Origin of the sequence: Enterobacter sp. J49 (assembly GCF_002148625.1) — a bacterium.
GTDB classification, from domain to species: Bacteria; Pseudomonadota; Gammaproteobacteria; order Enterobacterales; family Enterobacteriaceae; genus Enterobacter; species Enterobacter ludwigii.
Map to the genome: position 1 here is coordinate 1 of NZ_MWPY01000010.1, position 26,512 is coordinate 26,512.

At 50.7% G+C, this 26,512-nt stretch carries 46 protein-coding genes and 1 pseudogene; 40 read left to right on the forward strand and 7 right to left on the reverse strand.

Annotated features, from left to right (window positions below):
* The 3 genes and pseudogenes from tuf to bfr form a co-directional block, all read left to right on the forward strand.
* A pseudogene (gene tuf / locus BJP35_RS00115) lies at positions 1 to 173 on the forward strand (elongation factor Tu); the annotation flags it as partial.
* A 179-nt stretch (positions 174 to 352) separates the two neighbouring features.
* Positions 353 to 547 (forward strand): bacterioferritin-associated ferredoxin, encoded by a 195-nt coding sequence (gene bfd / locus BJP35_RS00120; protein ID WP_008503493.1) that lies wholly within the window; start codon positions 353 to 355, stop codon positions 545 to 547.
* Between the two features lie 72 nt (positions 548 to 619).
* Complete coding sequence (bfr, locus tag BJP35_RS00125) at positions 620 to 1,096, forward strand: bacterioferritin (RefSeq protein WP_014171902.1); 477 nt, start codon at positions 620 to 622, stop codon at positions 1,094 to 1,096.
* On the opposite strand, the gene BJP35_RS00130 is transcribed toward bfr, so the two are convergent.
* Entirely contained in the window at positions 1,080 to 1,553 is a 474-nt protein-coding gene (locus BJP35_RS00130; protein WP_047742168.1) for an A24 family peptidase, read from the reverse strand. The two genes, bfr and BJP35_RS00130, sit on opposite strands and share 17 nt — an antisense overlap.
* A gap of 379 nt (positions 1,554 to 1,932) precedes the next feature.
* Here BJP35_RS00130 and rpsJ point away from each other — a divergent pair, with 379 nt between their 5' ends.
* The 31 genes from rpsJ (at position 1,933) to BJP35_RS00285 (ending at position 16,762) form a co-directional block, all read left to right on the forward strand.
* Positions 1,933 to 2,244: a 30S ribosomal protein S10 gene (gene rpsJ / locus BJP35_RS00135; RefSeq protein WP_001181005.1), complete on the forward strand. Its 312-nt coding sequence runs from the start codon at positions 1,933 to 1,935 to the stop codon at positions 2,242 to 2,244.
* 32 nt (positions 2,245 to 2,276) lie between these two features.
* Positions 2,277 to 2,906, forward strand: a complete 630-nt coding sequence (rplC, locus tag BJP35_RS00140) for a 50S ribosomal protein L3 (protein ID WP_006178923.1) — start codon at positions 2,277 to 2,279, stop codon at positions 2,904 to 2,906.
* Between the two features lie 10 nt (positions 2,907 to 2,916).
* Positions 2,917 to 3,522, forward strand: a complete 606-nt coding sequence (rplD, locus tag BJP35_RS00145) for a 50S ribosomal protein L4 (protein ID WP_000424395.1) — start codon at positions 2,917 to 2,919, stop codon at positions 3,520 to 3,522.
* Positions 3,519 to 3,821, forward strand: coding sequence for a 50S ribosomal protein L23 (gene rplW, locus BJP35_RS00150; protein ID WP_000617546.1), 303 nt, complete (start codon positions 3,519 to 3,521; stop codon positions 3,819 to 3,821). The genes rplD and rplW overlap by 4 nt, the downstream gene beginning before the upstream one ends.
* A 17-nt stretch (positions 3,822 to 3,838) precedes the next feature.
* The gene (gene rplB, locus BJP35_RS00155) at positions 3,839 to 4,660 is read left to right on the forward strand and encodes a 50S ribosomal protein L2 (protein WP_000301859.1); all 822 of its coding nucleotides are present in this window, start codon (positions 3,839 to 3,841) and stop codon (positions 4,658 to 4,660) included.
* 16 nt (positions 4,661 to 4,676) lie between these two features.
* Positions 4,677 to 4,955 (forward strand): 30S ribosomal protein S19, encoded by a 279-nt coding sequence (rpsS, locus tag BJP35_RS00160; protein WP_001138117.1) that lies wholly within the window; start codon positions 4,677 to 4,679, stop codon positions 4,953 to 4,955.
* Positions 4,956 to 4,969: 14 nt separating this feature from the next.
* A complete protein-coding gene (rplV, locus tag BJP35_RS00165) occupies positions 4,970 to 5,302 on the forward strand; it encodes a 50S ribosomal protein L22 (RefSeq protein WP_002919773.1) in 333 nt (110 codons plus the stop codon).
* Between the two features lie 17 nt (positions 5,303 to 5,319).
* Entirely contained in the window at positions 5,320 to 6,021 is a 702-nt protein-coding gene (gene rpsC / locus BJP35_RS00170; protein WP_000529945.1) for a 30S ribosomal protein S3, read from the forward strand.
* A 12-nt stretch (positions 6,022 to 6,033) separates the two neighbouring features.
* On the forward strand, positions 6,034 to 6,444 hold the full coding sequence (gene rplP / locus BJP35_RS00175; RefSeq protein WP_002919759.1) for a 50S ribosomal protein L16: 411 nt from the start codon (positions 6,034 to 6,036) through the stop codon (positions 6,442 to 6,444).
* Complete coding sequence (gene rpmC, locus BJP35_RS00180) at positions 6,444 to 6,635, forward strand: 50S ribosomal protein L29 (RefSeq protein WP_003863282.1); 192 nt, start codon at positions 6,444 to 6,446, stop codon at positions 6,633 to 6,635. The genes rplP and rpmC overlap by 1 nt, the downstream gene beginning before the upstream one ends.
* Positions 6,635 to 6,889, forward strand: a complete 255-nt coding sequence (rpsQ, locus tag BJP35_RS00185; RefSeq protein WP_008503489.1) for a 30S ribosomal protein S17 — start codon at positions 6,635 to 6,637, stop codon at positions 6,887 to 6,889. Before rpmC ends, rpsQ begins: the two co-directional genes overlap by 1 nt.
* Before the next feature lie 166 nt (positions 6,890 to 7,055).
* Positions 7,056 to 7,427: a 50S ribosomal protein L14 gene (gene rplN / locus BJP35_RS00190; RefSeq protein WP_002919748.1), complete on the forward strand. Its 372-nt coding sequence runs from the start codon at positions 7,056 to 7,058 to the stop codon at positions 7,425 to 7,427.
* Positions 7,428 to 7,437: 10 nt separating this feature from the next.
* Positions 7,438 to 7,752 (forward strand): 50S ribosomal protein L24, encoded by a 315-nt coding sequence (rplX, locus tag BJP35_RS00195; RefSeq protein ID WP_000729185.1) that lies wholly within the window; start codon positions 7,438 to 7,440, stop codon positions 7,750 to 7,752.
* 14 nt (positions 7,753 to 7,766) lie between these two features.
* The gene (gene rplE, locus BJP35_RS00200) at positions 7,767 to 8,306 is read left to right on the forward strand and encodes a 50S ribosomal protein L5 (protein ID WP_001096206.1); all 540 of its coding nucleotides are present in this window, start codon (positions 7,767 to 7,769) and stop codon (positions 8,304 to 8,306) included.
* A gap of 14 nt (positions 8,307 to 8,320) precedes the next feature.
* On the forward strand, positions 8,321 to 8,626 hold the full coding sequence (gene rpsN, locus BJP35_RS00205) for a 30S ribosomal protein S14 (protein ID WP_003863291.1): 306 nt from the start codon (positions 8,321 to 8,323) through the stop codon (positions 8,624 to 8,626).
* Between the two features lie 30 nt (positions 8,627 to 8,656).
* Positions 8,657 to 9,049 carry a 30S ribosomal protein S8 gene (rpsH, locus tag BJP35_RS00210; protein ID WP_006178918.1) on the forward strand — a complete coding sequence of 131 codons (393 nt, stop codon included), beginning with the start codon at positions 8,657 to 8,659 and terminating at the stop codon, positions 9,047 to 9,049.
* 12 nt (positions 9,050 to 9,061) lie between these two features.
* Positions 9,062 to 9,595, forward strand: coding sequence for a 50S ribosomal protein L6 (gene rplF / locus BJP35_RS00215; protein ID WP_003863296.1), 534 nt, complete (start codon positions 9,062 to 9,064; stop codon positions 9,593 to 9,595).
* A 9-nt stretch (positions 9,596 to 9,604) separates the two neighbouring features.
* Entirely contained in the window at positions 9,605 to 9,958 is a 354-nt protein-coding gene (gene rplR / locus BJP35_RS00220) for a 50S ribosomal protein L18 (RefSeq protein ID WP_013099023.1), read from the forward strand.
* Between the two features lie 14 nt (positions 9,959 to 9,972).
* Positions 9,973 to 10,473 (forward strand): 30S ribosomal protein S5, encoded by a 501-nt coding sequence (gene rpsE / locus BJP35_RS00225; protein ID WP_003863299.1) that lies wholly within the window; start codon positions 9,973 to 9,975, stop codon positions 10,471 to 10,473.
* Positions 10,474 to 10,479: 6 nt separating this feature from the next.
* Positions 10,480 to 10,659 (forward strand): 50S ribosomal protein L30, encoded by a 180-nt coding sequence (gene rpmD / locus BJP35_RS00230; protein WP_003863301.1) that lies wholly within the window; start codon positions 10,480 to 10,482, stop codon positions 10,657 to 10,659.
* A 3-nt stretch (positions 10,660 to 10,662) separates the two neighbouring features.
* Positions 10,663 to 11,097, forward strand: coding sequence for a 50S ribosomal protein L15 (gene rplO, locus BJP35_RS00235; protein ID WP_003863304.1), 435 nt, complete (start codon positions 10,663 to 10,665; stop codon positions 11,095 to 11,097).
* Positions 11,098 to 11,104: 7 nt separating this feature from the next.
* Entirely contained in the window at positions 11,105 to 12,436 is a 1,332-nt protein-coding gene (gene secY / locus BJP35_RS00240; protein ID WP_014171896.1) for a preprotein translocase subunit SecY, read from the forward strand.
* A gap of 31 nt (positions 12,437 to 12,467) precedes the next feature.
* Positions 12,468 to 12,584, forward strand: a complete 117-nt coding sequence (gene rpmJ / locus BJP35_RS00245) for a 50S ribosomal protein L36 (protein ID WP_000868187.1) — start codon at positions 12,468 to 12,470, stop codon at positions 12,582 to 12,584.
* A gap of 146 nt (positions 12,585 to 12,730) precedes the next feature.
* The gene (gene rpsM, locus BJP35_RS00250; protein ID WP_003863308.1) at positions 12,731 to 13,087 is read left to right on the forward strand and encodes a 30S ribosomal protein S13; all 357 of its coding nucleotides are present in this window, start codon (positions 12,731 to 12,733) and stop codon (positions 13,085 to 13,087) included.
* A 16-nt stretch (positions 13,088 to 13,103) separates the two neighbouring features.
* Positions 13,104 to 13,493, forward strand: coding sequence for a 30S ribosomal protein S11 (rpsK, locus tag BJP35_RS00255; RefSeq protein WP_003863312.1), 390 nt, complete (start codon positions 13,104 to 13,106; stop codon positions 13,491 to 13,493).
* A 32-nt stretch (positions 13,494 to 13,525) separates the two neighbouring features.
* A complete protein-coding gene (gene rpsD / locus BJP35_RS00260; RefSeq protein ID WP_004868345.1) occupies positions 13,526 to 14,146 on the forward strand; it encodes a 30S ribosomal protein S4 in 621 nt (206 codons plus the stop codon).
* A 25-nt stretch (positions 14,147 to 14,171) separates the two neighbouring features.
* Positions 14,172 to 15,161 (forward strand): DNA-directed RNA polymerase subunit alpha, encoded by a 990-nt coding sequence (locus tag BJP35_RS00265; RefSeq protein ID WP_002919219.1) that lies wholly within the window; start codon positions 14,172 to 14,174, stop codon positions 15,159 to 15,161.
* Between the two features lie 40 nt (positions 15,162 to 15,201).
* Positions 15,202 to 15,588 carry a 50S ribosomal protein L17 gene (rplQ, locus tag BJP35_RS00270; RefSeq protein WP_001216372.1) on the forward strand — a complete coding sequence of 129 codons (387 nt, stop codon included), beginning with the start codon at positions 15,202 to 15,204 and terminating at the stop codon, positions 15,586 to 15,588.
* Between the two features lie 107 nt (positions 15,589 to 15,695).
* A complete protein-coding gene (locus BJP35_RS00275; protein WP_047742164.1) occupies positions 15,696 to 16,064 on the forward strand; it encodes a DUF1992 domain-containing protein in 369 nt (122 codons plus the stop codon).
* Positions 16,065 to 16,066: 2 nt separating this feature from the next.
* On the forward strand, positions 16,067 to 16,489 hold the full coding sequence (zntR, locus tag BJP35_RS00280; protein WP_014171894.1) for a Zn(2+)-responsive transcriptional regulator: 423 nt from the start codon (positions 16,067 to 16,069) through the stop codon (positions 16,487 to 16,489).
* A gap of 57 nt (positions 16,490 to 16,546) precedes the next feature.
* On the forward strand, positions 16,547 to 16,762 hold the full coding sequence (locus BJP35_RS00285) for an alternative ribosome-rescue factor A (protein WP_014171893.1): 216 nt from the start codon (positions 16,547 to 16,549) through the stop codon (positions 16,760 to 16,762).
* Here BJP35_RS00285 and mscL read toward each other — a convergent pair whose 3' ends face one another.
* The 5 genes from mscL to def all read right to left on the reverse strand — a co-directional run bounded on the left by mscL (position 16,763) and on the right by def (position 21,543).
* The gene (mscL, locus tag BJP35_RS00290) at positions 16,763 to 17,176 is read right to left on the reverse strand and encodes a large-conductance mechanosensitive channel protein MscL (RefSeq protein ID WP_014171892.1); all 414 of its coding nucleotides are present in this window, start codon (positions 17,174 to 17,176) and stop codon (positions 16,763 to 16,765) included.
* Between the two features lie 146 nt (positions 17,177 to 17,322).
* The gene (trkA, locus tag BJP35_RS00295; RefSeq protein WP_014171891.1) at positions 17,323 to 18,699 is read right to left on the reverse strand and encodes a Trk system potassium transporter TrkA; all 1,377 of its coding nucleotides are present in this window, start codon (positions 18,697 to 18,699) and stop codon (positions 17,323 to 17,325) included.
* Positions 18,700 to 18,721: 22 nt separating this feature from the next.
* On the reverse strand, positions 18,722 to 20,008 hold the full coding sequence (gene rsmB, locus BJP35_RS00300) for a 16S rRNA (cytosine(967)-C(5))-methyltransferase RsmB (protein WP_047742161.1): 1,287 nt from the start codon (positions 20,006 to 20,008) through the stop codon (positions 18,722 to 18,724).
* A gap of 52 nt (positions 20,009 to 20,060) precedes the next feature.
* A complete protein-coding gene (gene fmt / locus BJP35_RS00305) occupies positions 20,061 to 21,008 on the reverse strand; it encodes a methionyl-tRNA formyltransferase (protein WP_047742159.1) in 948 nt (315 codons plus the stop codon).
* A gap of 25 nt (positions 21,009 to 21,033) precedes the next feature.
* Positions 21,034 to 21,543: a peptide deformylase gene (gene def / locus BJP35_RS00310; RefSeq protein WP_008503479.1), complete on the reverse strand. Its 510-nt coding sequence runs from the start codon at positions 21,541 to 21,543 to the stop codon at positions 21,034 to 21,036.
* 128 nt (positions 21,544 to 21,671) lie between these two features.
* Here def and dprA point away from each other — a divergent pair, with 128 nt between their 5' ends.
* The 6 genes from dprA to BJP35_RS00340 are packed head-to-tail and all read left to right on the forward strand — an operon-like array spanning position 21,672 to position 25,455.
* A complete protein-coding gene (dprA, locus tag BJP35_RS00315; RefSeq protein WP_086462851.1) occupies positions 21,672 to 22,796 on the forward strand; it encodes a DNA-protecting protein DprA in 1,125 nt (374 codons plus the stop codon).
* Complete coding sequence (smg, locus tag BJP35_RS00320; RefSeq protein ID WP_014171887.1) at positions 22,768 to 23,241, forward strand: DUF494 family protein Smg; 474 nt, start codon at positions 22,768 to 22,770, stop codon at positions 23,239 to 23,241. Before dprA ends, smg begins: the two co-directional genes overlap by 29 nt.
* 26 nt (positions 23,242 to 23,267) lie before the next feature.
* The gene (locus BJP35_RS00325; protein ID WP_014171886.1) at positions 23,268 to 23,825 is read left to right on the forward strand and encodes a type I DNA topoisomerase; all 558 of its coding nucleotides are present in this window, start codon (positions 23,268 to 23,270) and stop codon (positions 23,823 to 23,825) included.
* Complete coding sequence (gene tsaC, locus BJP35_RS00330; protein ID WP_020882978.1) at positions 23,815 to 24,387, forward strand: L-threonylcarbamoyladenylate synthase type 1 TsaC; 573 nt, start codon at positions 23,815 to 23,817, stop codon at positions 24,385 to 24,387. The genes BJP35_RS00325 and tsaC overlap by 11 nt, the downstream gene beginning before the upstream one ends.
* 4 nt (positions 24,388 to 24,391) lie before the next feature.
* Positions 24,392 to 25,210 (forward strand): shikimate dehydrogenase, encoded by an 819-nt coding sequence (gene aroE, locus BJP35_RS00335; protein WP_047742153.1) that lies wholly within the window; start codon positions 24,392 to 24,394, stop codon positions 25,208 to 25,210.
* The gene (locus BJP35_RS00340) at positions 25,207 to 25,455 is read left to right on the forward strand and encodes a DUF1488 domain-containing protein (RefSeq protein WP_014171883.1); all 249 of its coding nucleotides are present in this window, start codon (positions 25,207 to 25,209) and stop codon (positions 25,453 to 25,455) included. The genes aroE and BJP35_RS00340 overlap by 4 nt, the downstream gene beginning before the upstream one ends.
* On the opposite strand, the gene BJP35_RS00345 is transcribed toward BJP35_RS00340, so the two are convergent.
* A complete protein-coding gene (locus tag BJP35_RS00345; protein WP_047742149.1) occupies positions 25,431 to 25,985 on the reverse strand; it encodes a gamma carbonic anhydrase family protein in 555 nt (184 codons plus the stop codon). The two genes, BJP35_RS00340 and BJP35_RS00345, sit on opposite strands and share 25 nt — an antisense overlap.
* Positions 25,986 to 26,512: the final 527 nt, after the last annotated feature.

Here is a 26,512-nt window from a genome sequence, read left to right on the forward strand (position 1 = left end):
TGACCGGTACCATCGAACTGCCAGAAGGCGTTGAGATGGTAATGCCAGGCGACAACATCAAGATGGTTGTGACGCTGATCCACCCAATCGCGATGGACGACGGTCTGCGTTTCGCAATCCGTGAAGGCGGCCGTACCGTTGGCGCGGGCGTTGTTGCTAAAGTTCTGGGCTAATTACTTATCCCTGAATTAAAAAAGGACGCTTCGGCGTCCTTTTTTGTTTTCTGCCGTTATGTGTCTGTCACAAATTTTCGCATTTTTCGTCCTCTCCCGCCCCGTATACGGGTGTTTGTGCTATTGTAATCATAACCATTCTCACTTACACTTTGCGCATATTTTGAACGGGAGTCTTTATGTACGTTTGTTTATGTAATGGTGTAAGCGACAAAAAAATACGTCAGGCCGTTCGCCAGTTTCAGCCACAGTCCTTCCAGCAGCTTCGCAAATTTGTTCCAGTGGGAAATCAATGCGGTAAATGTGTACGTGCTGCACGTGAGATCATGCAGGACGAATTGATGCAGATCCCGGAATACAAAGAGATTGCGTAAGCGCCCATCTTTTTTTTGACATCCCTGTAGCCCGATCTACGCTTCAATGAGTGGAAGCGGAGGGACTATATAATGAAAGGTGATGTTAAAATCATAAGTTATCTCAATAAATTATTGGGAAATGAGCTTGTCGCGATCAATCAGTATTTTCTCCATGCGAGAATGTTCAAAAACTGGGGCCTGATGCGCCTCAACGATGTTGAATACCACGAATCCATCGATGAGATGAAACATGCCGATAAATACATCGAGCGTATTTTATTCCTTGAAGGCATTCCTAACCTGCAGGATCTCGGCAAACTCGGCATCGGTGAAGATGTTGAAGAGATGCTACGGTCCGACCTCAGGCTGGAGCTTGAAGGCGCAAAAGATCTCCGCGAAGCCATTGCCTATGCGGACAGTGTTCATGACTACGTCAGCCGCGATATGATGATCCAGATTCTGGCCGATGAAGAAGGGCACATTGACTGGCTTGAAACTGAGCTGGATCTCATCAGTAAAATTGGTCTGCAGAATTATCTTCAATCCCAGATTAAAGTGGCTGACTAAACAGCGTCTGCCAGCCAACGCTTAAACCCGCTGCCGCCAGAAATGGCCCAAAAGGCAGTGGGTTTTTTAATGCCTGTTTATCAGGAGCCGGTAAAGCGAGAATCAGCTGGTAAAGAAGCGCCAACAATGCGGCGGTTAACACCAGTGCGGGCAATATGTGCCAACCGTGCCACGCCCCCAGTGCCGAAAGATATTTCACATCGCCATAGCCCATCCCTTCACGTCCAGTCAGAAGCCGGTAGCCCCAGTAGATAATCGCAAAGCTCACATACCCTGCCATCGCGCCAGCCACTGCGTTCGAAAGAAAGTCAGGATGAAGGCAAAGCTGGAAGAGCAGGCCGGTCCATAAGAGGGGACAGATGTATTTATCCGGGAGAAGGCCGGCACGAATATCTTCACGTACCAGTAAACCGGAGAGTGCGAAGTAAACGAGCAGAAAGGGGAGGGGAATCAGCATACGCAAAGCCTCAAAGATGTTTGGTGCATACTCTTCTCATGATGCAAGGCCAGCAACGTCCGTACACAGGAATTGCGTGAGGGGTTCATAAGAAGAGATGAAAGCAGACAGGTTGCTGCAAATAATGGAATGCCCTACGCATCGCATGTCTTTGGCGCTTAATTTCTAAACGGCACTTGCGTCTTGCTCAGATTTACGTATAATGCGCGGGCTTGTCGTAGTTGACGGCGGGTTCAATCTGAACCGGAGTAGCTAATTTTGTTACTCAACAATGCTCCCAATCGGGGAGCTACGTAAGAACGGTTACACTCTCCCATCAATCGTAATGGGTTTGAGGAGTAATCATTTTCGTTTATAAAATAATTGGAGCTCTGGTCTCATGCAGAACCAAAGAATCCGTATCCGCCTTAAAGCGTTTGATCATCGTCTGATCGATCAATCAACCGCGGAAATCGTCGAGACTGCTAAGCGCACTGGTGCGCAAGTCCGTGGTCCGATCCCGCTGCCGACCCGCAAAGAGCGCTTTACCGTTCTGATCTCTCCGCACGTTAACAAAGATGCGCGTGATCAGTACGAAATCCGCACTCACAAGCGTCTGGTTGACATCGTTGAGCCAACTGAGAAAACCGTTGATGCTCTGATGCGTCTGGATCTGGCTGCCGGTGTAGACGTGCAGATCAGCCTGGGTTAATCAGGTCATCGAGCGATTGAGAGGTTGAAACAATGATTGGTTTAGTCGGTAAAAAAGTGGGAATGACCCGCATCTTCACTGAAGATGGCGTTTCTATCCCAGTAACCGTAATCGAAGTTGAAGCAAACCGCGTTACTCAGGTTAAAGATCTGGCTAACGATGGCTACCGCGCTGTTCAGGTTACCACCGGTGCTAAAAAAGCTAACCGTGTAACCAAACCAGAAGCGGGTCACTTCGCTAAAGCTGGCGTTGAAGCTGGCCGTGGTCTGTGGGAATTCCGTCTTGCTGAAGGCGAAGAGTTCACCGTAGGTCAAGACATTAGCGTTGAGCTGTTTGCTGACGTTAAAAAAGTTGACGTAACCGGTACCTCTAAAGGTAAAGGTTTTGCTGGTACCGTTAAGCGCTGGAATTTCCGTACCCAGGACGCTACTCACGGTAACTCCTTGTCTCACCGCGTTCCGGGTTCTATCGGTCAGAACCAGACTCCGGGCAAAGTGTTCAAAGGCAAGAAAATGGCAGGTCAGCTGGGTAACGAACGTGTAACCGTTCAGAGCCTGGACGTAGTACGTGTTGACGCTGAGCGCAACCTGCTGCTGGTTAAGGGTGCTGTTCCGGGTGCTACCGGTAGCGACCTGATCGTTAAACCAGCTGTGAAGGCGTAAGGGGATAGCAATGGAATTAGTATTGAAAGACGCGCAGAGCGCGCTGACTGTTTCCGAAACTACCTTCGGTCGTGATTTCAACGAAGCGCTGGTTCACCAGGTTGTTGTTGCTTATGCAGCTGGTGCTCGTCAGGGTACTCGTGCTCAGAAGACTCGTGCTGAAGTAACTGGTTCTGGCAAAAAGCCATGGCGCCAGAAAGGTACCGGCCGTGCGCGTTCAGGTTCTATCAAGAGCCCGATCTGGCGTTCAGGTGGCGTGACCTTCGCTGCGCGTCCACAGGACCACAGTCAAAAAGTTAACAAAAAGATGTACCGCGGCGCGCTGAAAAGCATTCTGTCCGAACTGGTACGTCAGGATCGTCTGATCGTTGTCGAGAAGTTCTCTGTAGAAGCGCCTAAAACTAAGCTGCTGGCACAGAAACTGAAAGACATGGCTCTGGAAGATGTGCTGATCATCACCGGTGAGCTGGACGAGAACCTGTTCCTGGCCGCACGTAACCTGCACAAGGTTGACGTACGCGATGCGACTGGTATCGACCCGGTTAGCCTGATCGCCTTCGACAAAGTCGTAATGACTGCTGATGCTGTTAAGCAAGTTGAGGAGATGCTGGCATGATTCGTGAAGAACGTCTGCTGAAGGTGCTTCGCGCACCGCACGTTTCTGAAAAAGCGTCTACTGCGATGGAAAAAACAAACACCATCGTTCTCAAAGTTGCTAAAGACGCGACCAAAGCAGAGATCAAAGCTGCTGTGCAGAAACTGTTTGAAGTCGAAGTCGAAGTCGTTAACACCCTGGTTGTTAAAGGGAAAGTTAAACGTCACGGACAGCGTATCGGTCGTCGTAGCGACTGGAAAAAAGCTTACGTCACCCTTAAAGAAGGCCAGAACCTGGACTTCGTTGGCGGCGCTGAGTAAGTCGGAGGAGTAATACAATGGCAGTTGTTAAATGTAAACCGACATCTCCGGGTCGTCGCCACGTAGTTAAAGTGGTTAACCCTGAGCTGCACAAGGGCAAACCTTTTGCTCCGTTGCTGGAAAAAAACAGCAAATCCGGTGGTCGTAACAACAATGGCCGTATCACCACTCGTCACATCGGTGGTGGCCACAAGCAGGCTTATCGTATTGTTGACTTCAAACGCAACAAAGACGGTATCCCAGCAGTTGTTGAACGTCTTGAGTACGATCCGAACCGTTCCGCGAACATCGCGCTGGTTCTGTACAAAGACGGTGAACGCCGTTACATCCTGGCCCCTAAAGGCCTGAAAGCTGGCGACCAGATTCAGTCTGGCGTTGATGCTGCAATCAAAGCAGGCAACACCCTGCCGATGCGCAATATCCCGGTTGGTTCTACCGTTCATAACGTAGAAATGAAACCAGGTAAAGGCGGTCAGCTGGCGCGTTCCGCGGGTACTTACGTTCAGATCGTTGCTCGTGACGGTGCTTATGTCACCCTGCGTCTGCGTTCTGGTGAAATGCGTAAAGTCGAAGCAGATTGCCGCGCTACTCTGGGCGAAGTTGGCAATGCTGAGCATATGCTGCGCGTTCTGGGTAAAGCTGGTGCTGCACGCTGGCGTGGTGTTCGTCCTACCGTTCGCGGTACTGCGATGAACCCAGTAGACCACCCACATGGTGGTGGTGAAGGTCGTAACTTTGGTAAGCACCCGGTAACTCCGTGGGGCGTTCAGACCAAAGGTAAGAAGACCCGCAGCAACAAGCGTACTGATAAATTTATCGTACGTCGCCGTAGCAAATAATTTTAGAGGATAAGCCATGCCACGTTCTCTCAAGAAAGGTCCTTTTATTGACCTGCACTTGCTGAAGAAGGTAGAGAAAGCGGTGGAAAGCGGAGACAAGAAGCCCCTGCGCACTTGGTCCCGTCGTTCAACGATCTTTCCTAACATGATCGGTTTGACCATCGCTGTCCATAATGGTCGTCAGCACGTTCCAGTCTTTGTTACCGACGAAATGGTTGGTCACAAACTGGGTGAATTCGCACCGACTCGTACTTATCGCGGCCACGCTGCTGATAAAAAAGCGAAGAAGAAATAAGGTAGGAGGAAGAGATGGAAACTTTAGCTCAACATCGCCATGCTCGTTCTTCTGCTCAGAAGGTTCGCCTTGTTGCTGACCTGATTCGCGGTAAGAAAGTGTCGCAGGCCCTGGACATCCTGACCTATACCAACAAGAAAGCTGCGGTATTGGTCAAGAAAGTACTGGAATCTGCCATTGCTAACGCTGAACACAACGATGGCGCTGACATCGACGATCTGAAAGTCGCGAAAATTTTCGTAGATGAAGGCCCAAGCATGAAGCGCATTATGCCGCGTGCGAAAGGTCGTGCAGATCGCATCCTGAAGCGCACCAGCCACATTACTGTGGTTGTGTCCGATCGCTGAGACTCTGGAGACTAGCAATGGGTCAGAAAGTACATCCTAATGGTATTCGCCTGGGTATTGTAAAACCATGGAACTCTACCTGGTTTGCGAACACCAAAGAATTCGCTGACAACCTGGACAGCGATTTTAAAGTACGTCAGTACCTGACTAAGGAACTGGCTAAAGCGTCTGTATCTCGTATCGTTATCGAGCGTCCAGCTAAGAGCATTCGTGTAACCATTCACACTGCTCGTCCTGGCATCGTTATCGGTAAGAAAGGCGAAGACGTAGAAAAACTGCGCAAGGTCGTAGCGGATATCGCTGGCGTTCCTGCACAGATCAATATCGCTGAAGTTCGTAAGCCTGAACTGGACGCTAAATTGGTTGCTGACAGCATCACTTCACAGCTGGAACGTCGTGTTATGTTCCGTCGTGCTATGAAGCGAGCTGTACAGAACGCAATGCGTCTGGGCGCTAAGGGTATCAAAGTTGAAGTTAGCGGCCGTCTGGGCGGCGCGGAAATCGCACGTACCGAATGGTACCGCGAAGGTCGCGTACCGCTGCACACTCTGCGTGCTGACATCGACTACAACACCTCTGAAGCGCACACCACTTACGGTGTAATCGGCGTTAAGGTATGGATCTTCAAAGGTGAGATCCTGGGTGGTATGGCTGCTGTTGAACAACCGGAAAAACCGGCTGCTCAACCTAAAAAGCAGCAGCGTAAAGGCCGTAAATAAGGAGCGTCGCTGATGTTACAACCAAAGCGTACAAAATTCCGTAAAGTGCACAAAGGCCGCAACCGTGGTCTGGCGCAGGGTACGGATGTTAGCTTCGGCACTTTCGGTCTGAAAGCTGTTGGCCGTGGTCGTCTGACTGCACGTCAGATCGAAGCAGCACGTCGTGCAATGACCCGTGCAGTTAAGCGTCAAGGTAAGATCTGGATCCGTGTATTCCCGGACAAACCGATCACCGAGAAGCCGCTGGAAGTTCGTATGGGTAAAGGTAAAGGTAACGTGGAGTACTGGGTTGCCTTGATCCAACCGGGCAAAGTCCTTTATGAAATGGACGGCGTTCCGGAAGAGCTGGCCCGTGAAGCCTTCGGCCTGGCAGCAGCGAAACTGCCTATCAAAACCACCTTTGTAACTAAGACGGTGATGTAATGAAAGCAAAAGAGCTGCGTGAAAAAAGCGTTGAAGAGCTGAACGCTGAGCTGCTGAACCTGCTGCGTGAGCAGTTCAACCTGCGTATGCAGGCTGCAAGTGGCCAGCTGCAACAGACTCACCTGCTGAAGCAAGTGCGTCGCAATGTTGCGCGCGTTAAGACTTTACTGACTCAGAAGGCGGGTGCGTAATGACCGATAAAATCCGTACTCTGCAAGGTCGTGTTGTTAGCGACAAGATGGAGAAATCCATCGTTGTAGCTATCGAACGTATTGTGAAACACCCGATCTACGGTAAATTCATCAAACGTACGACCAAACTGCACGTACATGACGAGAACAACGAATGTGGTATCGGCGACAAGGTTGAAATCCGTGAATGCCGTCCACTGTCCAAGACTAAGTCCTGGACGCTGGTTCGCGTTGTAGAGAAAGCGGTTCTGTAATAGAGTACGCATTCTCAATACGAATAAACGGCTCAGCGATGAGCCGTTTATTTTTTCTACCCATATTGTAGAAGCGGTGTTATAATGCCGCGCCCTCGATATGGGGCTTTTTAACGGCTCTGATTTTAGAGTCTCAGGTAGTAGTTGACATTAGCGGAGCACTAAAATGATCCAAGAACAGACTATGCTGAACGTCGCCGACAACTCCGGTGCACGTCGCGTAATGTGTATCAAGGTTCTGGGTGGCTCGCACCGTCGCTACGCAGGCGTAGGCGACATCATCAAGATCACCATCAAAGAAGCAATTCCACGTGGTAAGGTCAAAAAAGGTGATGTGCTGAAAGCGGTAGTGGTGCGCACCAAGAAGGGTGTTCGTCGCCCTGACGGTTCTGTCATTCGCTTCGATGGTAATGCATGCGTTATTTTGAACAATAACAGTGAGCAGCCAATCGGCACGCGTATCTTTGGGCCGGTAACTCGTGAACTTCGTACTGAAAAGTTCATGAAAATTATCTCTCTGGCACCAGAAGTACTCTAAGGAGCGAATCATGGCAGCGAAAATCCGTCGTGATGACGAAGTTATCGTGTTAACCGGTAAAGATAAAGGTAAACGCGGTAAAGTAAAAAATGTCCTGTCTTCCGGCAAGGTCATTGTTGAAGGTATCAACCTGGTTAAGAAACATCAGAAGCCGGTTCCGGCCCTGAACCAACCAGGCGGCATCGTTGAAAAAGAAGCTGCTATTCAGGTTTCTAACGTTGCAATCTTCAATGCGGCAACCGGCAAGGCTGACCGTGTAGGCTTTAGATTCGAAGACGGGAAAAAAGTCCGTTTCTTCAAGTCTAACAGCGAAACTATCAAGTAATTTGGAGTAGTACGATGGCGAAACTGCATGATTACTACAAAGACGAAGTAGTTAACAAACTCATGACTGAGTTTAACTACAATTCTGTCATGCAAGTCCCTCGGGTCGAGAAGATCACCCTGAACATGGGTGTTGGTGAAGCGATCGCTGACAAGAAACTGCTGGATAACGCAGCAGCTGACCTGACAGCAATCTCCGGTCAAAAACCGCTGATCACCAAAGCACGCAAATCTGTTGCAGGCTTCAAAATCCGTCAGGGCTATCCGATCGGCTGTAAAGTAACTCTGCGTGGCGAACGCATGTGGGAGTTCTTTGAGCGCCTGATCACTATTGCTGTACCACGTATCCGTGACTTCCGTGGCTTGTCCGCTAAGTCTTTCGACGGTCGTGGTAACTACAGCATGGGTGTCCGTGAGCAGATCATCTTCCCAGAGATCGACTACGATAAAGTCGACCGCGTGCGTGGTTTGGATATTACCATTACCACTACTGCGAAATCTGATGAAGAAGGCCGTGCTCTGCTGGCTGCCTTTGACTTCCCGTTCCGCAAGTAAGGTAGGGTTACTGAATGGCTAAGCAATCAATGAAAGCACGCGAAGTAAAACGCGTAGCTTTAGCTGATAAATTCTTCGCTAAACGCGCTGAACTGAAAGCGATCATTTCTGATGTGAACGCTTCCGACGAAGATCGTTGGAATGCGGTTCTCAAGCTGCAGTCTCTGCCGCGTGATTCCAGCCCGTCTCGTCAGCGTAACCGCTGTCGTCAAACAGGTCGTCCACATGGTTATGTGGGCAAGTTTGGGTTGAGCCGTATCAAACTGCGTGAAGCCGCCATGCGCGGTGAAGTACCAGGCTTGAAAAAGGCTAGCTGGTAATTACCAATTGAATCACGGGAGTAAAGACAGATGAGCATGCAAGATCCGATCGCGGATATGCTGACCCGTATCCGTAACGGTCAGGCCGCGAACAAAGTTGCGGTCACCATGCCTTCCGCCAAGCTGAAAGTGGCAATTGCCAACGTGCTGAAGGAAGAAGGTTTTATCGAAGATTTTAAAGTTGAAGGCGACACCAAGCCGGAACTGGAACTTACTCTCAAGTATTTCCAGGGTAAAGCTGTTGTAGAAAGCATTCAGCGTGTCAGCCGCCCAGGTCTGCGCATCTATAAGAAAAAAGATGAGCTGCCTAAAGTTATGGCTGGTCTTGGTATCGCAGTTGTTTCTACCTCTAAAGGTGTTATGACTGATCGTGCAGCGCGCCAGGCTGGTCTTGGTGGCGAAATTATCTGCTACGTAGCCTAATCGGAGGAAAGAATGTCTCGTGTTGCTAAAGCACCGGTCGTTATTCCTGCCGGCGTTGATGTAAAAATCGACGGTCAGGTTATTACGATCAAAGGTAAAAACGGCGAGCTGACTCGTACCCTCAACAAAGCTGTTGAAGTTAAACATGCAGATAATGCTCTGACCTTCGGTCCACGTGATGGTTTCGTGGATGGATGGGCTCAGGCTGGTACCGCGCGTGCCCTGCTGAACTCAATGGTTGTTGGTGTTACCGAAGGCTTCACTAAAAAGCTTCAACTGGTTGGTGTAGGTTATCGTGCAGCTATCAAAGGGAATGCAGTAGGCCTGTCTCTGGGCTTCTCACACCCTGTTGAGCATCCGCTGCCGGCCGGTATCACTGCAGAATGTCCGACCCAGACTGAAATCGTGCTGAAAGGCGCTGATAAACAGCTGATCGGTCAGGTTGCAGCAGATCTGCGCGCCTACCGTCGTCCTGAGCCTTATAAAGGCAAGGGTGTTCGTTACGCCGACGAAGTCGTGCGTACCAAAGAGGCTAAGAAGAAGTAAGGTAACACTATGGATAAGAAATCTGCTCGTATCCGTCGTGCGACCCGCGCACGCCGCAAGCTCAAAGAGCTGGGTGCAACTCGCCTGGTGGTACATCGTACCCCGCGTCATATTTACGCACAGGTCATTGCACCAAACGGTTCTGAAGTTCTGGTAGCTGCTTCTACTGTAGAAAAAGCTATTGCAGAGCAATTGAAGTACACCGGTAACAAAGACGCCGCTGCAGCTGTAGGTAAAGCTGTTGCAGAACGCGCTCTGGAAAAAGGCATCAGCAATGTTTCCTTTGACCGTTCCGGGTTCCAATATCATGGTCGTGTCCAGGCACTGGCAGATGCTGCCCGTGAAGCTGGCCTTCAGTTCTAAGGTAGAGGTGTAAGATGGCTCACATCGAAAAACAGGCTGGCGAACTGCAGGAAAAGCTGATCGCGGTTAACCGCGTATCTAAAACCGTTAAAGGTGGTCGTATTTTCTCCTTCACAGCTCTGACTGTAGTTGGCGATGGTAACGGTCGCGTTGGTTTTGGTTACGGTAAAGCGCGTGAAGTTCCAGCAGCGATCCAGAAAGCGATGGAAAAAGCCCGTCGCAATATGATTAACGTCGCGCTGAACAACGGTACCCTGCAGCACCCAGTTAAAGGTGTTCACACGGGTTCTCGTGTATTCATGCAGCCAGCTTCAGAAGGTACCGGTATCATCGCCGGTGGTGCAATGCGCGCCGTTCTGGAAGTTGCTGGGGTTCATAACGTTCTGGCTAAAGCATACGGTTCCACCAACCCGATTAACGTGGTTCGTGCAACTATTGATGGCCTGGAAAATATGAATTCTCCAGAAATGGTCGCTGCCAAGCGTGGTAAATCCGTTGAAGAAATTCTGGGGTAATTGACCATGGCAAAGACTATTAAAATCACTCAAACCCGCAGTGCAATCGGTCGTCTGCCGAAACACAAGGCAACGCTGCTTGGCCTGGGTCTGCGTCGTATTGGTCATACCGTTGAGCGTGAGGATACTCCCGCTGTTCGTGGTATGGTCAACGCGGTTTACTTCATGGTTAAAGTTGAGGAGTAAGAGATGCGTTTAAATACTCTGTCTCCGGCCGAAGGCTCTAAAAAGGCGGGTAAACGCCTGGGTCGTGGTATCGGTTCTGGCCTCGGCAAAACCGGTGGTCGTGGTCACAAAGGTCAGAACTCTCGTTCTGGCGGTGGCGTACGTCGCGGTTTCGAGGGTGGCCAGATGCCACTGTACCGTCGTCTGCCGAAGTTCGGCTTCACTTCTCGCAAAGCAGCGATTACAGCGGAAATCCGTCTGTCTGACCTGGCGAAAGTTGAAGGCGGCGTTGTAGACCTGAACACGCTGAAAGCGGCAAACATTATCGGTATCCAGATCGAGTTCGCGAAAGTGATCCTGGCTGGTGAAGTTTCTACTCCGGTAACTGTTCGTGGCCTGCGTGTTACTAAAGGTGCTCGTGCTGCTATCGAAGCCGCTGGCGGTAAAATTGAGGAATAAGTAGCAGATGGCTAAGCAACCGGGATTAGATTTTCAAAGTGCCAAAGGTGGATTTGGCGAGCTGAAACGCAGACTGCTGTTTGTTATCGGCGCGCTGATTGTGTTCCGTGTTGGCTCTTTTATTCCGATCCCTGGTATCGATGCCGCTGTACTTGCCAAACTGCTTGAGCAACAGCGAGGCACCATCATTGAAATGTTTAACATGTTCTCTGGTGGTGCTCTCAGCCGTGCTTCTATCTTCGCTCTGGGTATCATGCCGTATATTTCGGCATCGATTATTATCCAGCTGCTGACGGTCGTTCATCCGGCCCTGGCAGAACTGAAGAAAGAAGGGGAGTCTGGACGTCGTAAGATAAGCCAGTACACCCGTTACGGCACTTTGGTGCTGGCAATATTCCAGTCGATCGGTATTGCTACCGGTCTACCGAATATGCCTGGTATGCAGGGCCTGGTATTAAACCCAGGCTTTGCATTCTATTTCACCGCTGTTGTAAGTCTGGTCACAGGAACAATGTTCCTGATGTGGCTCGGCGAACAGATTACTGAGCGTGGTATCGGTAACGGTATCTCAATCATTATCTTCGCTGGTATTGTTGCGGGTCTCCCGCCAGCCATTGCCCACACTATCGAGCAAGCGCGTCAAGGCGACCTGCACTTCCTCCTGTTGCTGTTGGTTGCAGTATTAGTATTTGCAGTGACGTTCTTTGTTGTCTTCGTTGAACGTGGTCAACGCCGCATTGTGGTGAACTACGCTAAGCGTCAACAAGGTCGTCGTGTCTATGCTGCACAGAGCACACATTTACCGCTGAAAGTGAACATGGCGGGGGTTATCCCGGCTATCTTCGCTTCCAGTATTATTCTGTTCCCGGCAACCATCGCGTCATGGTTCGGGGGCGGTACTGGTTGGAACTGGCTGACAACAATTTCGCTGTATTTGCAGCCTGGGCAACCACTTTATGTGTTACTCTATGCGTCTGCGATCATCTTCTTCTGTTTCTTCTACACGGCGTTGGTTTTCAACCCGCGTGAAACAGCAGATAACCTGAAGAAGTCCGGTGCATTTGTACCAGGAATTCGTCCGGGAGAGCAAACGGCGAAGTATATTGATAAAGTAATGACTCGCCTGACTTTGGTTGGTGCGCTTTATATTACTTTTATCTGCCTGATCCCGGAGTTCATGCGTGATGCAATGAAGGTACCGTTCTACTTCGGTGGGACCTCACTGCTTATCGTTGTTGTCGTGATTATGGACTTTATGGCTCAAGTGCAAACTCTGATGATGTCCAGTCAGTATGAGTCTGCATTGAAGAAGGCGAACCTGAAAGGCTACGGCCGCTAAATGGTCGCCTGAGAAGTTACGGAGAGTAAAAATGAAAGTTCGTGCTTCCGTCAAGAAATTATGCCGTAACTGCAAAATCGTTAAGCGTGATGGTGTCATCCGTGTGATTTGCAGTGCCGAGCCGAAGCATAAACAGCGCCAAGGCTGATTATTTCGCATATTTTTCTTGCAAAGTTGGGTTGAGCTGGCTAGATTAGCCAGCCAATCTTTTGTATGTCTGTACGTTTCCATTTGAGTATCCTGAAAACGGGCTTTTCAGCATGGTGCGTACATATTAAATAGTAGGAGTGCATAGTGGCCCGTATAGCAGGCATTAACATTCCTGATCAGAAACATGCTGTGATCGCATTAACTTCGATCTATGGCGTCGGCAAGACCCGTTCCAAAGCCATTCTGGCTGCAGCGGGTATCGCTGAAGATGTTAAGATCAGTGAGCTGTCTGAAGAACAAATCGACACGCTGCGTGACGAAGTTGCCAAATTTGTCGTTGAAGGTGATCTGCGCCGTGAAATCAGCATGAGCATCAAGCGCCTGATGGATCTTGGTTGCTATCGCGGTTTGCGTCATCGTCGTGGTCTGCCAGTGCGCGGTCAGCGTACTAAGACCAACGCACGTACCCGTAAGGGTCCGCGCAAACCGATCAAGAAATAATCGGGGTGATTGAATAATGGCAAAGGCACCAGTTCGTGCACGTAAACGTGTAAGAAAACAAGTCTCTGACGGCGTGGCTCATATCCATGCTTCTTTCAACAACACCATCGTTACTATTACTGATCGTCAGGGTAACGCTTTGGGTTGGGCAACAGCCGGTGGTTCCGGTTTCCGTGGTTCTCGCAAATCCACTCCGTTTGCAGCTCAGGTTGCAGCAGAGCGTTGCGCAGAAGCCGTAAAAGAATACGGCATCAAGAATCTGGAAGTTATGGTTAAAGGTCCGGGTCCGGGTCGTGAATCTACTGTTCGCGCTCTGAACGCCGCTGGTTTCCGCATCACGAATATTACTGATGTGACTCCGATCCCTCATAACGGTTGTCGTCCGCCGAAAAAACGTCGCGTATAACGCTCGTTTTTTAGGTTAGTTGGAGATAGAAAATGGCAAGATATTTGGGTCCTAAGCTCAAGCTGAGCCGTCGTGAGGGCACCGACTTATTCCTTAAGTCTGGCGTTCGCGCGATCGATACCAAGTGTAAAATTGAACAAGCTCCTGGCCAGCACGGTGCGCGTAAACCGCGTCTGTCTGACTATGGTGTGCAGTTGCGTGAAAAGCAAAAAGTTCGCCGTATGTACGGTGTGCTGGAGCGTCAGTTCCGTAACTACTATAAAGAAGCAGCACGTCTGAAAGGCAACACAGGTGAAAACCTGCTGGCTCTGCTGGAAGGTCGTCTGGACAACGTTGTTTACCGTATGGGCTTCGGCGCGACTCGTGCTGAATCACGCCAGTTGGTTAGCCATAAAGCAATCATGGTAAACGGTCGTGTTGTTAACATCGCTTCTTATCAGGTTAAAGCGAATGACGTTGTTAGCATTCGTGAGAAAGCGAAAAAGCAATCTCGCGTGAAAGCCGCTCTGGAGCTGGCTGAGCAGCGTGAAAAGCCAACCTGGCTGGAAGTTGATGCTGGCAAGATGGAAGGTACGTTCAAGCGTCAGCCAGAACGTTCTGATCTGTCTGCGGACATTAACGAACACCTGATCGTCGAGCTTTACTCCAAGTAAAGCTTAGTACCAAAGAGAGGACACAATGCAGGGTTCTGTGACAGAGTTTCTAAAACCGCGCCTGGTAGATATCGAGCAAGTGAGTTCGACGCACGCCAAGGTGACCCTTGAGCCTTTAGAGCGTGGCTTTGGCCATACTCTGGGTAACGCACTGCGCCGTATTCTGCTCTCATCGATGCCGGGTTGCGCGGTGACCGAGGTTGAGATTGATGGTGTACTTCATGAGTACAGCACCAAAGAAGGCGTTCAGGAAGATATCCTTGAAATCCTGCTCAACCTGAAAGGGCTGGCGGTGAGAGTTCAGGGTAAAGATGAAGTTATTCTTACTCTGAATAAATCTGGCATTGGCCCTGTGACTGCAGCCGACATCACCCACGACGGTGATGTTGAAATCGTCAAGCCGCAGCACGTGATCTGCCACCTGACCGATGAGAACGCAGCGATTAGCATGCGTATCAAAGTTCAGCGCGGTCGTGGTTATGTGCCGGCTTCTGCCCGAATTCATTCGGAAGAAGATGAGCGCCCAATCGGCCGTCTGCTGGTCGACGCATGCTACAGCCCTGTAGAGCGTATTGCCTACAATGTTGAAGCAGCGCGTGTAGAACAGCGTACCGACCTGGACAAGCTGGTCATCGAAATGGAAACCAACGGCACAATCGATCCTGAAGAGGCGATTCGTCGTGCGGCAACCATCCTGGCAGAACAACTGGAAGCTTTCGTTGACTTACGTGATGTTCGTCAGCCGGAAGTGAAAGAAGAGAAACCAGAATTCGATCCGATCCTGCTGCGCCCTGTTGACGATCTCGAATTGACTGTCCGCTCTGCTAACTGCCTCAAGGCAGAAGCTATCCACTATATCGGTGATCTGGTACAGCGTACCGAGGTTGAGTTGCTGAAAACGCCGAACCTGGGTAAAAAATCTCTTACCGAGATTAAAGACGTGCTGGCTTCACGTGGTCTGTCTCTGGGCATGCGCCTGGAAAACTGGCCACCAGCAAGCATTGCTGACGAGTAACCGGATCACAGGTTAAGGTTTTACTGAGAAGGATAAGGTCATGCGCCATCGTAAGAGTGGTCGTCAACTGAACCGCAACAGCAGCCATCGCCAGGCTATGTTCCGCAACATGGCAGGTTCACTGGTTCGTCATGAAATCATCAAGACGACCCTGCCTAAAGCGAAAGAGCTGCGTCGCGTAGTTGAGCCGCTGATTACTCTTGCCAAGACTGACAGCGTTGCAAATCGTCGTCTGGCATTCGCCCGTACTCGTGATAACGAGATCGTGGCAAAACTGTTTAACGAACTGGGTCCGCGTTTCGCGAGCCGTGCCGGTGGTTACACTCGTATTCTGAAGTGTGGCTTCCGTGCAGGCGACAACGCTCCGATGGCTTACATCGAGCTGGTTGATCGTTCAGAATCTAAAGCAGAAGCTGCTGCAGAGTAATCTGTAGTAACGTAAAAAAACCCGCTTCGGCGGGTTTTTTTATATCCGCTGAATCCCCACTTCTCTACAATATCTGTATCTTTTCTGTTCATCCTCTGGAGTTATTCATGTGGTTGCTCGACCAGTGGGCAGAACGCCATATCAGCGATGCTCAGCGAAAAGGCGAATTTGATAACCTTGCGGGACGCGGTGAGCCGTTAGTGCTTGATGATGATTCGCATGTTGCCCCTGAATTACGGGCTGGATATCGCTTACTCAAAAATGCCGGTTGTTTACCACCGGAACTGGAGCAGCGTAAAGAGGCCATGCAACTGGCTGACCTGCTGAAAGGGATTCGCAAGGATGATCCCAGCCACCGTGAAATTAGCCGTCGACTGGCTCTCATCGAACTCAAAATGCGTCAGACCGGAATGAGCACAGACTTTTTGCACGGTGAGTACAGTGACAGGCTAATGCAGAAAATAAATGAGGAATAACCATGTACCGTATCGGTGAACTTGCCAGGCTTGCTAACGTAACGCCGGACACTATCCGCTATTACGAAAAGCAGCAGATGATTGATCACGAGGTTCGTACTGAAGGTGGATTTCGACTCTATACCGATCATGACCTGCAGCGCTTACGGTTTATCCGCTACGCTCGCCAGCTTGGTTTCACGCTGGACTCGATCCGCGAGTTACTTTCGATCCGCATCGATCCTGAACACCATACTTGCCAGGAGTCGAAGAGCATCGTACAGGCAAGGCTTGATGAAGTTGAAGCGCGTATACAGGAACTGCAGACCATGCAGCGTTCTCTGCAACGGTTGAATGACGCCTGCTGCGGTACAGCCCATAGCAGTATTTATTGTTCAATTCTTGAAGCCCTTGAACAGGGGGCCAGTGGAACCCAGGGCTGTTGATTTTTACTTCATCCGGGACTAGACTCCCGTCGACATACACCATGCTCAGGAGAAATTATGAGCCGCTATCAGCATACGAAAGGGCAAATTCAGGACAATGCCATTGAGGCACTGCTCCACGACCCGCTTTTCAGGCAGCGTATTGAGAAGAATAAAAAAGGAAAAGGGAGTTATTTACGAAAAGGGAAACATGCAAAACGGGGTAACTGGGAGGCCAGTGGCAAGCAAGCGAATCGCTTTTTTACCACTGGCCTTCCTTTTTTCAACGTCTGATTAAGAGCGGTTATTTTGCTCTTTCAACAGATCGCGAATTTCAGTCAATAACACTTCTTCTTTTGTCGGGGCAGGCGGCGCAGCCGGTTCTTCAGCTTTTTTACGGTTAAGCTTATTGATAAGCTTGATAGCCATAAAAATGGCGAACGCCACGATCACGAAATCAAATATGTTCTGAATGAAAACGCCATAATGCATAACAACGGCAGGGACATCACCCTGTGCATCCCGAAGCGTCACGGCAAACTGTTTAAAATCAATGCCCCCGATTAACAGCCCGAGGGGAGGCATAATAATGTCGGCTACCAGTGATGAAACGATCTTACCGAACGCTGCACCGATAATGACACCCACTGCCAGATCCACCACATTCCCGCGCATCGCAAATTCGCGAAATTCTTTAACTAAACTCATTTTCTTCTCCTTGAGCCAACTGACGATTATAAGTTTAACAAATGATTAGTTAATTTCCATTGGGGATAATTAATCGTTATGAAAAATAAAAGGCATGGGAATAAGAGGGTTAATAATCAGGTGCTCTTTTATAAGCACCTGATTGATTACAGGAAGAATGGACTTGGCTGGAATAAACGTTCGACGTCGGTAATAAACTTTTTATCGGTAAGGAACATAATGACGTGGTCGCCTTGCTCGATACGTAAATTATCATTCGCAATCATCACGTCGTTTCCACGCACCACGGCACCAATAATTGTTCCCGGTGGCAGTTTAATTTCATCGATAGCGCGGCCCACAACGCGTGATGTGGTTTCATCACCATGAGCAACGGCCTCAATGGCTTCAGCCACACCGCGGCGAAGGGAGGATACGCCAACAATATCCGCCTTACGAACATGGCTCAGCAGGGCAGAAATGGTTGCTTGCTGTGGTGATATCGCGATATCAATAACGCTTCCCTGCACGAGGTCAACGTAGGCGCGGCGTTGAATAAGCACCATGACCTTTTTTGCCCCCATACGCTTGGCGAGCATGGCGGACATAATGTTCGCCTCGTCGTCGTTAGTGACGGCAATAAACAGATCAACTTGATCAATATGCTCTTCTGCCAGCAGCTCTTGATCTGAGGCATCGCCATAAAACACGATGGTGTTTTGCAGCTTTTCAGCCAGCTCAGCCGCGCGCTGTTGATCGCGCTCGATCAGCTTCACGCTGTAGTCTTTTTCCAGCCGGTGCGCCAGTCCCGCGCCGATATTACCACCGCCAACGAGCATAATGCGTTTATACGGTTTTTCGAGACGCTGCAGTTCGCTCATTACCGCGCGAATATGCTGAGATGCCGCGATGAAGAAGACTTCATCACCTGCCTCGACTATGGTTGAACCCTGTGGGCGAATTGGCCTGTCATGGCGGAAAATGGCTGCAACGCGGGTATCAATATGCGGCATATGCTCACGCATGGTGGAGAGCGCATTACCGATCAATGGGCCGCCGTAATAGGCCTTAACGACCGCCAGGCTCACTTTACCTTCGGCGAAGTTCACCACCTGCAGCGCACCAGGATATTCGATCAGGCGGTAGATATTGTCGATAACCAGCTGTTCTGGGGCGATAAGATGGTCGATAGGGACCGCTTCGGAATTAAACAGCTTCTCTGCATCCCGGACATAGTCCGGGGAGCGGATGCGCGCGATCCGGTTCGGCGTGTTGAACAGCGAATAGGCCACCTGACATGCCACCATGTTGGTTTCGTCAGAACTGGTCACCGCAACCAGCATGTCAGCATCGTCGGCGCCCGCTTCACGCAGGACACGCGGGTGCGAGCCATGACCTTGCACGACGCGAAGGTCAAATTTGTCCTGTAAAACACGCAGCCGATCGCCATTGGTATCGACAATCGTGATGTCATTATTTTCGCCAACAAGGTTTTCAGCCAGCGTCCCACCAACCTGTCCGGCACCCAGAATGATTATCTTCATATCTCGTGACCTGTTCTCAACATCACTCTTTGATTAGCTTAGCGTAAAAGAAGCCATCACCTTCTTCAGCGGCCGGCAGATTCTGCAGGCCTGGGCATTCAGGCGTGCCCGTGTCGTGTAGCACTGCATCCGGGGTACGTTTAAGGAAGGCTGCAATCTGCTGACTGTTTTCTTCCGGAAGGACCGAACAGGTCGCATAGACCAGCGTGCCTCCTGGCTTCAGGTGTGGCCAAATGGCATCAAGAATGTCGGATTGCAGTTGGGTCAGTTCCTTGATATCGCGATCGCGACGCAACCACTTGATATCCGGGTGGCGACGAATAACGCCGGTTGCCGAGCAGGGAGCATCCAGCAAGATGCGATCGAATTGCGTTTCACCACACCATTCTGCGGGTTTGCGGCCATCGCCTTGCTTAACCTGCGCTTTCATTCCCAGGCGCTTAAGGTTGTCATAGACGCGTGAAAGACGCTGCTCATCGACATCCACGGCCATGACGTTTGCCTGAGGGGCCACTTCCAGAATATGCGTCGTCTTACCGCCTGGCGCGGCGCAGAGATCGAGGATGTGCTCGCCATTTTTAGGTTCCAGCCAGGCCATGCAGCCCTGCGCGGAAGCATCTTGTACGGTCACCCAGCCTTCATCAAAACCGGGTAAAGCATGTACCGGAGCAGGAGAGGCTAAACGCACAGCGTCAGGATATGCTTCATGTGTGAAGCCGCTCATTCCAGCCTCTTCCAGTAAAGCCAGCCAGGCGTCGCGCGTATGGTGATTACGGTTGACGCGTAACCACATCGGCGGACGCTGATTATTCGCGTCGGCAATTGCCTGCCACTGCTCTGGCCAGGCTTTTTTAAGGCGATTCAGGAGCCAGTCAGGATGCAGATAACGTGCTTCACTTTGCCCGAACTCAGCCAGAAGTTCTTCCTGCTGTCGCTGGAACTGGCGCAGAACGCCATTAATCAACCCTTTCAGCATAGGACGTTTAATCACAACGGCACCTTCCACTGTCTCAGCCAGTGCGGCATGAGGCGGGATACGCGTGTGAAGAAGCTGATAGAAGCCAACCATAATCAAATAATGCACGGTGCGCTGCTTGCCGGTCATTGGACGTGACATCAGCTTATTAACCAGCCACTCGAGCTGAGAAAGCGTGCGCAGGACGCCAAAACAGAGCTCCTGAAGCAGGGCTTTGTCTTTGTCGGACACTTTTTGCTGCAAAGCTGGCAGGATATTGCTCAATGACTGGCCCTGCTCGACAACCTGCTCAACGGCCTGAGCCGCCATACTGCGTAAATTTTGTTTTTTCATAACCGTAAAAATAAAAATGCCCGGAAACACCGGGCGCTAAAATTAAATGAGGTCAGGCAAGGCGATTGCCCGGGATAAACCATTCGCGACGAGAATTTAACAAATCCTGTGCGCTCATCGCCTTCTTACCCGCAGGTTGTAGCGATTCCAGATTCAGGATCCCTTGTGCGGTAGCTACCTGAATACCGTTCTTGCTGGCGTCGATAATCGTACCGGGCTCAGCCGTTGTGTGACCGTCAATAATGGAGGCTTTCCAGACTTTCACCGGCTGCTCGTCGATAACCATCCAGCTCATCGGCCATGGATTAAAGGCGCGAATGCAGCGTTCAAGTTGAGCCGCTGACAGAGACCAGTCAATCCGGGCTTCTTCTTTACTCAGTTTTTCAGCGTAAGTGACCAGCGCTTCATCCTGAACTTCAGGTTTCGCCGTATTATTCGCAATCTGCTGGAGGGTTTCAATCAGCCCTTGCGGGCCAAGCTCTGCCAGCTTGTCATACAAGGTGGCACTGGTATCCTCGGCCGTAATGGGGCAGGCCAGTTTATAAAGCATGTCACCGGTGTCTAAACCTACATCCATCTTCATGATTGTGACGCCCGTTTCAGCATCACCCGCCCATAAAGAGCGCTGAATAGGTGCTGCCCCACGCCAGCGTGGAAGCAGAGAACCATGCACGTTAATGCAACCCAGGCGAGGCATATCAAGCACAGCTTTTGGCAGAATTAAACCGTAAGCCACCACCACCATTACATCGGCATTCAGGTCAGCGACAAGCTGCTGGTTTTCCTGAGGGCGCAAGGATGCTGGCTGGAAAACAGGTAACCCATGCTCTTCTGCCAGCACCTTAACAGGACCTGGCATCAGTTTTTTACCACGGCCAGCCGGGCGATCCGGTTGGGTAAACACGCCAACAACCTGGTGGCCAGAAGATAACAGCGCGTCAAGATGACGCGCTGCAAAATCAGGGGTTCCCGCGAAGATAATACGTAGTGATTTAGACACGATGATCCTTGTATCCGGGGGGACGTTATGCGCGAGAACGCAACCGATCCAGTTTCTCTACTTTCTGACGAATTCGTTGCTGCTTCAGCGGCGAGAGATAATCGATAAACAGTTTACCGACCAGATGATCCATCTCATGCTGAATACAGATCGCCAGCAGGTCGTCAGCTTCTAGTTCGAACGGATTGCCGTCACGATCCAGGGCGCGAATTTTCACTTTTTCGGCACGCGGCACTAAAGCACGCTGTTCCGGAATAGACAGACAACCTTCCTCAATACCGGTTTCGCCACTCTTCTCGAGCAGCTCAGGATTGATTAACACCAGGCGGCCATCGCGATTTTCAGATACGTCGATCACGATGATACGCTTGTGAATGTCGACCTGAGTGGCCGCAAGACCAATACCTTCTTCGGCGTACATGGTATCGAACATATCATCAACGATACGCTGAATTTCTGCATTCACTTCTTTTACCGGTTCAGCGACGATGCGAAGGCGCTCGTCCGGAATATGTAACACTTGCAAAACTGCCATAAATTTCCAGAGTCGTGTTCAGGAGTTGATAAGAATATTATCTCCTATTCTAGACAAAACCCCCATCGATTGACAGCATCAGTGACCAATCGCAATGATTGCGGAGGCCGCTTATGGCAGGGGAAAGGATGACATCGACTGAGTTATGGCTACGGTTAATACACACCGGTTCTCTTTATGGCGATGTGATGCTGGAAGCGGCAGCACGATTGCACAACCAGACAACCATTGACGGTCCCGTTGTCAGAGACGCCGGTCTGTCTGTCAAACAGGCTGCACGGTTCTTTGCGCTCAGAGAAAGTGAGCTGGAAAGTAGCCTGCTCTGGCTCGAACAGCCGGGTAACCATCTGATCACGGCGGATCACCCTCTTTATCCTCCTTTACTCCGGACGATCCCGGATTATCCAGGCGCAGTCTTTGTTAAAGGCAACCCTGATGTACTGAATGCAGTTCAGCTGGCGGTTGTTGGCAGCCGTGCACCGTCATGGTACGGCGAGCGATGGGGAAAAATTCTCTGTGAACAGCTTTCTCAAAGTGGTTTAACGATCACCAGCGGGCTGGCCTGCGGAATTGACGGTGTCGCCCACAACGCTGCGCTATCGGTAAAAGGGCGTAGCGTTGCGGTGCTGGGTAACGGTCTCTTTAGTATTTATCCTCGTCGGCATCAGGCGCTGGCTGCACGGCTTATCGATTCTGGTGGCGCGATAGTGTCTGAGTTTCCGCTGTCAGCGCAGCCCCGGCCGGGACACTTTCCCCGGCGTAATCGAATTATCAGCGGGCTAAGTCAGGGGGTGTTCGTGGTTGAAGCAGCGGTACGCAGCGGTTCGCTTGTGACCGCACGGTGCGCGCTTGAGCAGGGGCGAGACGTGTTTGCCTTACCCGGCCCAATTGGTAACCCGGGCTGCGAAGGGCCGCACTGGCTGATAAAGCAGGGTGCAACACCGGTAACGGAAGTCAGGGACATTCTTGAAAATTTGCAATATGGATTGCAATGGCTGCAGGAAGATCCCGAAAAGCGACATTATTCATCAGATCAGGGAAAGGTGGCATTGCCATTTTCCAAGCTCCTGGCTAACGTAGGAGATGAGGTAACACCTGTTGACGTTGTCGCTGAACGTGCCGGCCAACCTGTGCCAGTTACGGTAGCACAGCTACTCGAACTGGAGTTAGCAGGATGGATCGCAGCTGTACCCGGCGGCTATGTCCGATTAAGGAGGGCAAGCCATGTTCGACGTACTGATGTATTTGTTTGAGACTTACATCCATAACGAAGCAGAAATGCGAGTGGATCAGGACAAATTGACACAGGATCTTACCGATGCGGGGTTTGAGCGGGAAGATATCTATAATGCGTTGATGTGGCTGGAAAAACTGGCTGATTATCAGGAAGGCCTCGCCGAACCGATGCAGTTAGCTTCTGACCCATTGTCTGTGCGCATCTACACAGCTGAAGAGTGTGAAAGGCTGGACGCGAGCTGCCGGGGATTCATTTTATTCCTTGAGCAGATTCAGGTGCTAAACCTCGAAACGAGAGAGATGGTGATAGAGCGCGTTATGGCGCTGGATACGGCAGACTTCGAACTGGAAGACCTCAAGTGGGTCATCCTGATGGTTCTGTTTAATATTCCAGGCTGTGAAAATGCCTATCAGCAAATGGAAGAATTACTCTTTGAAGTGAATGAAGGTATGCTGCATTAATTCAATGTGCAGCACCAAGAGTTGTTATGGCCAAATCAGCACTATTCACGGTGCATAAAAATGAGCCCTGCCCGCAATGCGGGGCTGAACTTGTTATTCGGTCCGGGAAACACGGCCCGTTTCTCGGTTGTTCCCACTATCCGGAATGTGATTATGTCCGTCCCCTGAAAAGCCAGGCGGATGGACATATCGTCAAAATTCTGGAGGGACAGCTTTGCCCTCTTTGTGGCGGCGAGTTAGCGCTACGTCAGGGCCGTTTCGGCATGTTTATTGGCTGTAGCCACTATCCTGAATGTGAACATACAGAACAAATTGATAAACCTGATGAAACGGCTATTGCCTGTCCTCAATGCCAGCGTGGACAGCTCGTGCAGCGCCGTTCTCGTTTTGGTAAGACCTTTCATTCCTGCGATCGCTATCCTGAATGTCAGTTTGTTATCAATTTCAAACCGGTAGCGGGTGTCTGCTCTCATTGCAATTATCCGCTACTTATAGAGAAAAAAACGGCGCAAGGTTTGAAACGCTTCTGCGCCAGTAAACAATGTGGAAAGCCGGTTCCGGCGGATCAAAACAGTGAAGAATAACCTGCCATCAGGCTCTATTGCTCATGCGGTGGATGTCCTGAAAAATGAAGAAGTCATCGCCTATCCAACTGAAGCTGTTTTTGGGGTCGGTTGCGATCCTGACAGCGAAACGGCCGTTGGCCGACTGCTCACACTTAAACAGAGGCCAGTCGAAAAAGGGCTTATTTTAATCGCTGCTAACTATGAGCAGCTTAAGCCTTATATCGATGATTCCATGCTAACGCCGGAGCAGCGGGAGACTATTTTCTCAGCATGGCCCGGCCCCGTGACCTTTGTTTTCCCGGCGAAGCCGACAACGCCGCGCTGGTTGACCGGGCGCTTTGATTCCCTCGCCGTGCGCGTAACGGACCATCCGCTGGTGGTCGAGCTTTGCCTGGCCTTTGGGAAACCACTGGTCTCAACCAGCGCGAATCTGACCGGGCAGCCACCTTGCCGCACAACCGACGAAGTACGGGCGCAGTTTGGGAATGATTTCCCGGTTGCCGTCGGTGAGACGGGAGGGCGCCTCAATCCGTCTGAAATCCGCGACGCCTTGACCGGCGAACGTTTTCGCCAGGGGTAATCCAATGGAAACCTATGCTGTTTTTGGTAATCCGATAGCACACAGCAAGTCACCGTTAATCCATCAACTGTTTGCCGAGCAACTGCAAATAAATCATCCCTATGGCCGCGTGCTGGCACCCGTTGATGCATTTATTCCTGCGCTGGAGGGTTTCTTCAACGCGGGTGGCAAAGGTGCGAATGTAACGGTACCGTTTAAAGAGGAAGCCTTCGAACGTGCGGATGAACTCACCGAGCGTGCTTCCCTTGCGGGTGCAGTGAATACCTTAAAACGGCTTGAGGATGGACGCCTGCTGGGAGATAACACTGACGGAATTGGGTTACTGAGCGATCTGGAAAGGCTCTCGTTTATTAAACCTGGTTTCAGGGTTCTGCTGATTGGTGCGGGCGGAGCGTCGCGGGGAGTATTGCTGCCTCTGCTGTCACTGGATTGCGCGGTGACCATTACAAACAGGACCTTCTCGCGGGCAGAAGCGCTGGCTGCGTTGTTCGCACATACCGGCAGCGTGAGCGCGGTCGCCCTGGATGAACTTGCCGATCGTGAGTTTGATCTGATCATCAACGCCACCTCCAGCGGTATCGGTGGTGACGTGCCGGCGATCCCTGCTTCGCTGGTAAGTGCCCATATTTACTTCTACGACATGTTCTATCAGAAAGGGAAGACACCTTTTTTGAGCTGGTGTGAACAGCACGGCGGAAAACACGTAGCCGATGGGCTGGGAATGCTGGTGGGACAGGCGGCACACGCGGTGCTGCTCTGGCACGGTGTATTGCCTTTGGTCGAACCGGTCATTGAAAAGCTGAAAAGGGAGCTCAGGGCGTGAATCAGGCAATTCATTTTCCGGACAGGGAAAGCTGGGACGAGAGTAAACAGGCGGTCTGTTTCCCGGTGCTGGTGCATGGAATGCAACTTACCTGTGCCATTCGTGGGGAAACGCTGTTGCGTCGCTTTGGTGGTTCAGACCCGTTAGAGGTGTTTTGTGAAAATCGCTGGGATCTGGAAGAGGAAGCCAGCGATTTAATCCGCGATCAGCAGGAAGACGATCAGGGCTGGGTCTGGGTATCCTGACTCAGATAGTCATTCTTCCATTTAACGTAGTTATTCGCCGAGTATTTTAATCCTTCGATCTCTGCCTCCTTCAGGGGGCGGATCTGTTTTACCGGGCTTCCCAAATAGAGATAGCCGCTCTCCAGTCTTTTGTTCTGGGGAACAAGGCTGCCTGCGCCAATCATCACGTCATCTTCTACAATGACGCCATCCAGCAAAATCGACCCCATGCCAACAAGAACCCGATTACCAATAGTGCAGCCGTGAAGCATCACTTTATGGCCGACGGTCACATCTTCCCCAATGATGAGTGGATTGCCCTGGGGGTTATAGGAGGATTTGTGGGTTACGTGCAGAACGCTACCGTCCTGAATATTGGTGCGTGCACCAATGGCCACATGGTTTACATCCCCCCGAATGGCGACGAGCGGCCAGATACTGACGTCATCGGCTATTCGAACATCGCCGATGACCACGCTGCTGGCATCGATCATCACGCGATCGCCTTTTTGGGGGAGAAGATCTTTATAAGGACGTAACACTGCGGACATATCTACCTCGAACGATGAGCACTATATAGAAGACTTGATCATATTAATGGATCGAGGCAAGGCAAAAAGCGTCAATATTTAAGCATATTGGGTGGGATTTCAGCGAAAAGCGCGGAAAATCGACAGTTGGAAAAAAAGATCCAAAAAGTACTTGTGCTAAAAATTGGGATCCCTATAATGCGCCTCCATCGACACGGCAGATGTGAATCACTTCACAGTTAACCCGGTCGGTTGAAGAGAAAAAATCCTGAACATCAGGGTTGACTCTGAAAGAGGAAAGCGTAATATACGCCACCTCGCGACGGTGAGCTGTAAGCCGCGTCGCAACTGCTCTTTAACAATTTATCAGACAATCTGTGTGGGCACTCAAAGTGACATGGATTCTTAATGTCTTCGGACAAAAAATGAATACCAAGTCTCTGAGTGAACATACGTAATTCATTACGAAGTTTAATTCACGAGCATCAAACTTAAATTGAAGAGTTTGATCATGGCTCAGATTGAACGCTGGCGGCAGGCCTAACACA